The organism is Clostridium sp. K13, from assembly GCF_019734195.1.
Lineage (GTDB): Bacteria > Bacillota > Clostridia > Clostridiales > Clostridiaceae > Clostridium.
Map to the genome: position 1 here is coordinate 1 of NZ_JAASHM010000068.1, position 5,946 is coordinate 5,946.

The 5,946-nt window shown below is 27.5% G+C and carries 6 protein-coding genes; 5 read left to right on the forward strand and 1 reads right to left on the reverse strand.

The features are described from left to right. Nucleotides 1–101: 101 nt before the first annotated feature. Complete coding sequence (gene pflA / locus HCG76_RS18555; RefSeq protein ID WP_221701750.1) at nucleotides 102–815, reverse strand: pyruvate formate-lyase-activating protein; 714 nt, start codon at nucleotides 813–815, stop codon at nucleotides 102–104. Between the two features lie 655 nt (nucleotides 816–1,470). On the opposite strand from pflA, the gene HCG76_RS18560 reads away from it, so the two are divergent. The 5 genes from HCG76_RS18560 to HCG76_RS18580 all read left to right on the forward strand — a co-directional run bounded on the left by HCG76_RS18560 (nucleotide 1,471) and on the right by HCG76_RS18580 (nucleotide 5,854). Further along, complete coding sequence (locus HCG76_RS18560) at nucleotides 1,471–2,010, forward strand: helix-turn-helix domain-containing protein (protein WP_221701751.1); 540 nt, start codon at nucleotides 1,471–1,473, stop codon at nucleotides 2,008–2,010. 84 nt (nucleotides 2,011–2,094) lie between these two features. Beyond that, nucleotides 2,095–3,153 carry a spermidine/putrescine ABC transporter ATP-binding protein gene (gene potA, locus HCG76_RS18565; protein WP_221701752.1) on the forward strand — a complete coding sequence of 353 codons (1,059 nt, stop codon included), beginning with the start codon at nucleotides 2,095–2,097 and terminating at the stop codon, nucleotides 3,151–3,153. Then, entirely contained in the window at nucleotides 3,137–3,964 is an 828-nt protein-coding gene (locus HCG76_RS18570) for an ABC transporter permease (RefSeq protein ID WP_221701753.1), read from the forward strand. The genes potA and HCG76_RS18570 overlap by 17 nt, the downstream gene beginning before the upstream one ends. Nucleotides 3,965–3,978: 14 nt before the next feature. After that, nucleotides 3,979–4,791, forward strand: a complete 813-nt coding sequence (locus tag HCG76_RS18575) for an ABC transporter permease (RefSeq protein WP_221701754.1) — start codon at nucleotides 3,979–3,981, stop codon at nucleotides 4,789–4,791. A gap of 1 nt (nucleotide 4,792) precedes the next feature. Beyond that, nucleotides 4,793–5,854 carry an ABC transporter substrate-binding protein gene (locus tag HCG76_RS18580; protein WP_221701755.1) on the forward strand — a complete coding sequence of 354 codons (1,062 nt, stop codon included), beginning with the start codon at nucleotides 4,793–4,795 and terminating at the stop codon, nucleotides 5,852–5,854. Nucleotides 5,855–5,946 lie beyond the last annotated feature (92 nt).

The following is a 5,946-nucleotide window of genomic DNA, read 5'->3' on the forward strand; positions in this document are numbered from 1 at the left end:
CTTCCCATAAAAATTGCTCCCTCTATAGTAATGACAGTTTTATTATTTTAACTGTCTACTATAAAGGGAGCATATCACTAGAAAGCTTACTGCTATTTATTTTATATATTAAGTAACTTATATAATTCTTTACATTTATCTTTATCCATTGCTGGAACACCATCTAATCTGTATTTTATTTTCATATTCTCATATTTATTTACACCAAGTAAATGATATGGAAGTAATTCTATTTTTTCAACATTATTTAAAGTCTTAATAAATTCTCCTAATGAAGTTATATATTCTTCACTATCTGTCATTCCTGGAACAACAACTTGTCTTATCCATATTTTTGTATTACATTTTTTACATGCCTCTAAGAATTTTAAACTTTCCTCTATATTAATTCCAGTCATTTCTTTATATCCTTCTTTTGTAACATGCTTTACATCAAAAAGAACTAAATCTGTATACTCTAATATTTCCTCATAGTTTCCAAATCCTACACCTGATGTATCTATTGTAGTATGTATTCCTTTTTCTTTACAAAGTCTTAAACACTCTTTTAAAAACTCTGGTTGTCTTAAAGGATCTCCTCCTGAAAAAGTAACCCCTCCTCCAGATCTTTCAAAATAACTTCTAAATCTAGCAATTTTATTTACTAATTCTTCTGGAGTAAACTCTAATGCTTCATCACTTTTATCACTCCAAGTATCTGGGTTATGACAGTATTGACATCTTAATGCACATCCTTGCATAAATACTACAACTCTAATTCCTGGTCCATCAACTAATCCCATTGTTTCTATTGAATGTATTGTTCCTTTTAACATATTCCATCCTCCATATTATCTATAAGTTTATGTTAAATATTCTTTTGATTTATTAACTAATAAAAGAAAAAACTATTCTCTCATAAAATTACTTTTTTATTTAATTCATTATTATTATACAACGTAACTCTAATTTTGTTAATACCTTCATGTAATCATTATCTATTCATAATTATTATTGTTTATTTTAATATTAAAAATCATATTTTTATTATTAAATTTTATAAATTTTACTTTTTTATAATTATATTTAAACTAAATTAATATAAATTTATCCTTATTGATTTTATATGTATTTTTTTCTGTTGTTTACCAATTATAAATTTATATATATTTTTTTATTTCTCTTATAAAAGATAAATTATATTTATACTTTGCTATTATGCCTATAAATAAGTATTTTTATTTTTTATAACTTTTCCCCATTCTTACTTATACTAAACTTTCAATGTATAAATGTTAAACATAGTAATATTGTTTTTTCTTCAACCCCTTTATTTATGAGGTTATTTAAAGAATTTTTATTAAAATATTTTTCTCAAAAATATTGATTTTTTATTCACAACTCTATATAATAACATTGTTTGTTTAGTAATTTTAAACCAATAGTTTAGTAATAGTTATTATTAAATTATTTGAAAGGCAAGGTGAAATTGTGCAAATTGGGGATAAAATAAAACGAATGAGAATTGAAAAAGGATTAACACAGAAAGAGCTTGCTAATAGATGCGAATTATCTAAAGGTTTTATATCTCAACTTGAAAATGATATAACTTCACCATCTATTGCCACTTTAATAGATGTATTGGAAATATTAGGGACAAACCTTAAAGAGTTCTTTAGTGATGATAAAGATGAAAAAATCACTTATACATATGAAGATATGTTTGAAACTGAAAATAATGATTTAAAATATAAATTAATGTGGTTAGTTCCAAATGCACAAAAAAATGAAATGGAACCAATAATGATAACATTAGATCCTGGTGGAAAATATACAGAAGAAGAACCTCATGAGGGTGAAGAATTTGGTTACGTATTATCTGGAACCATAACTCTACATCTTGGAGACAAATCATATAAAGTTAAAAAAAATGAGAGCTTCTATTTTAAACCTAGATCAAATCATTACATAAGTAATAGTGGAAAGACACCTGCTAAAGTTATTTGGATTTCCACTCCACCATCATTTTAAGTGAGATTCTAAATTTTAATTTAGTCAACTTTCTCCATTGATTAACAATGGAATACGTTAATATTAAAGAAAGAGGTGTTTTTTTTGAGTCAAAATATTATCGAAATACAAGGTGTTTCTAAGGTCTATGGTGATAATACTGTTTTAGATAACCTTTCATTAAATATACGTAAAAACGAATTTTTAACTTTACTTGGTCCTAGTGGCTGTGGTAAAACAACTACACTTAAAATTATAGCAGGCTTTGAAACTGCTGATAGTGGTAAGGTTGTCTTTGATGGGAATGATATATCTAATCTACCTCCTTACAAAAGACAATTAAATACAGTGTTCCAAAAGTATGCATTATTTCCTCATATGAATATATATGAAAATATTGCTTTTGGATTAAAAATTAAAAAACTTCCTAAAGAAGAGATTGATAAAAAAGTTCGTGAAATGTTAAAAATGGTTGCTCTTGAAGGTTTTGAAAAAAGATCTGTTGATTCATTAAGTGGTGGTCAACAACAAAGAGTTGCTATTGCAAGAGCTCTAGTAAATGAGCCTCAAGTTCTTTTACTTGATGAACCTTTAGGTGCATTAGATTTAAAACTTAGAAAAGAAATGCAATTAGAACTAAAAAAAATTCAAAAGAGACTTGGAATAACATTTATATTTGTAACTCATGATCAAGAAGAAGCTTTAACAATGTCTGATACTATTGTTGTAATGAACAAGGGTGTAATTCAACAAATGGGTAGTCCTGAAGATATCTATAATGAACCTGCTAATGCATTTGTTGCAGATTTTATTGGAGAAAGTAACATATTAGATGGAATTATGATAGAAGACTTTAAAGTAAAATTCTCTAACACAACTTTCAACTGTGTTGATAAAGGTTTTAAATCAAATGAAAAAATAGACGTTGTTGTAAGACCTGAAGATATCGAAATTACTTCTGTTGAAAATGGAATGTTAGTTGGTAAAGTTAACTCTGTTACTTTTAAAGGTGTTCATTATGAAATTGAAGTTGAACAAGAAAATACTAAGTGGATAATACATAATATAAAAAGTGCTAAGGTAGGAAGTACTGTTGGCTTAATTATTGATCCTGAAGCAATACATATAATGAGAAAGGTAAGTAATTATGAAAAAGAAAAATAATCAAGGTTTCCTTCCAGCATCTCCCTACATTGCTTGGAGCTCACTTTTTATTGTTATTCCACTTTTAATAGTAGTTTTCTTCGCCTTTACTATAAAATCAGGTGACACTTATAAATTTTCATTAGAAAACTTTCAAAGGCTACTTGATCCTAATTACTTAAAAGTTTTTGGTAGAAGTTTGCTTTTAGCTGCTGAAGCAACTTTAGGATGCCTTATTCTTGGATATCCTGTTGCTTATTTAATCTCTAAAATGAGAGAAGGAAAAAGAAATATATTAATAATGCTATTTATTGTTCCTATGTGGATGAACTTCCTACTTAGAACTTATGCTTGGTTACCTATACTAGGTAAAAATGGTCTTATTAATACTTTTCTAGTTAATATAGGTCTTAATCGTATAGATATTCTTTATAATGATTTTGCAGTACTTTTAGGTATGATATATAACTTTTTACCATTTATGATATTACCTATTTATACTGTACTTACAAAAATGGATAAAGATTTAATAAATGCAGCATCTGACTTAGGTGCAAATAGAAAAAAAATCTTCACAAAAATAGTTTTACCTTTAAGCATGCCTGGAGTAATCTCAGGAATTACTATGGTGTTTATGCCTGCTGTATCTACCTTTGTTATTTCTAGAATCTTAGGTGGTGGGCAATATATGTTACTTGGTAATTTAATAGAAACTCAATATACAACAATGGGTGATTGGAACTTTGGTTCTGCCATTGCCATATTTATGATGATTATAATTTTAATTTCAATGGCCTTCATGAATAAATTTGAAGGTACTGATGATAAATAAGGAGGATATTTATTATGGTAAAAAAACTTGAATCTTTCATTAAAAGATTTTACCTATTATTAATTTTTGTATTTTTATATACACCAATAGTTACTTTAATGGTATTCTCCTTTAATGATTCAAAATCTATGGGAAAATGGAGTGGATTTACTCTAAGATGGTATACCAACCTTTTTCAAAATGCTAGAATAATGGAAGCCTTAAAGTATACACTAATAATAGCTATAGTTTCTTCTATTATAGCTACAATAATAGGTACATTAGCTGCTATAGGAATTCATAAAATGAGAGGCGTACCAAAAAAGACTTTATTAAATATTAATAATTTACCGGTATTAAATCCAGATATAGTTACTGGTATATCTATAATGAGTTTATTTATTTTTATATTTCCTATTCTAAATAGAATTGGGATAAATGCTGAATTTGGATTTACAACAATGCTTTTAGCTCATATTACTTTTAATATTCCATACGTTATATTATCTGTACTTCCTAAGCTAAAGCAACTTCCTAATAATATAACTGAAGCAGCCTTAGATTTAGGTGCAACACCTGGGTATGCAATGTGGAAAATAATCTTACCTCAAATTCAGCCTGGTATTGTTGCCGGACTTTTAATGGCCTTTACAATGTCTATTGATGATTTTGTAATTAGCTTCTTTACTACTGGTCCTGGAGTAACTAATTTATCTATAGAAATTTACTCTATGGCAAGAAAAGGTATAAATCCTTCAATAAATGCATTATCTACTTTAATGTTTTTAACAGTATTAATTTTATTATTAATTGTAAATAGAAAAGAATTTACTTCAAGGGGTGAATAAATTGAAAAAATTTAAAAAATTAGCTGCTTTAGTTGCAACTACATTATTAACAACTTCTCTTTTTGCTGGATGTGGAAATAGTAACGCTGGAGAAAATGGAACATTAAACTTCTTCAATGTTGGTGATTATATTGATGAAGCTCTTATTAGAAAATTCGAGAAGGAAACTGGAATTAAGGTAAATTATTCAACTTATGATACTAATGAAATAATGTACCAAAAAGTTAAAACTAATCCAGGCACTTATGATTTAGTAGTTCCATCTGATTATATGATTGAAAAAATGATAAGTGAAAATTTATTAGAAAAGATAGATCTTAATAATATTGCTAATTATCAATATATTGGCGATGCTTATAAAAATTTATCTTACGACCCTACTAATGAATATTCTGTACCTTATATGTGGGGAACAATAGGTATAATATATGATAGTACAAGAATAACTGATCCTATAAATAGCTGGGATATTCTTTGGGATTCTAAATACAAAGATGAAGTATATATGTTTAACTCACTTAGAGATGCTATGGCTATTGGATTACTTAAAGATGGATACTCTATAAACTCTACAACTCCTACTGAAATAGATGCTGCTAGAGATGTTTTAATTGAACAAAGAAGTTTAACTAATCCTGTTTATGTTGTAGATGAAGTTAAAGATAATATGATTGCCGGTGAAAAAATGCTTGCAACTGTTTGGTCTGGTGATGCAATTTATATAATGAACGAAAATCCTGATATGAAATACTTTATACCTAAAGAAGGTTCTAATAAATGGGTAGATGCTTTATGTATTCCAGCTGGCGCAAAAAATAAAGCTCAAGCAGAAGCATTCATTAACTTCTTATGCGACCCTGAAAATGCTAAAGAAAATGTAGATTATATAGGATACTCTACTCCTAACACTGCTGCTTATGACCTACTTGATGAGGAGACTAAAAATAATCCAGCAGCATATCCTTCAGATGAAACATTATCTAAATGTACTTTATTTGTAGATTTAGATCCTGAAGTATTAAAATTATATGAAGCTGCTTTTACAGAAGTTCTTTCTCAATAATAAAAATGTTCTATTAAAAAGGAGCTGTCGCAATAGCGGGTAAAAAAATCCGCTAGCGATAGCTCTTTTTCTATATTTTCAAAAAAATAATT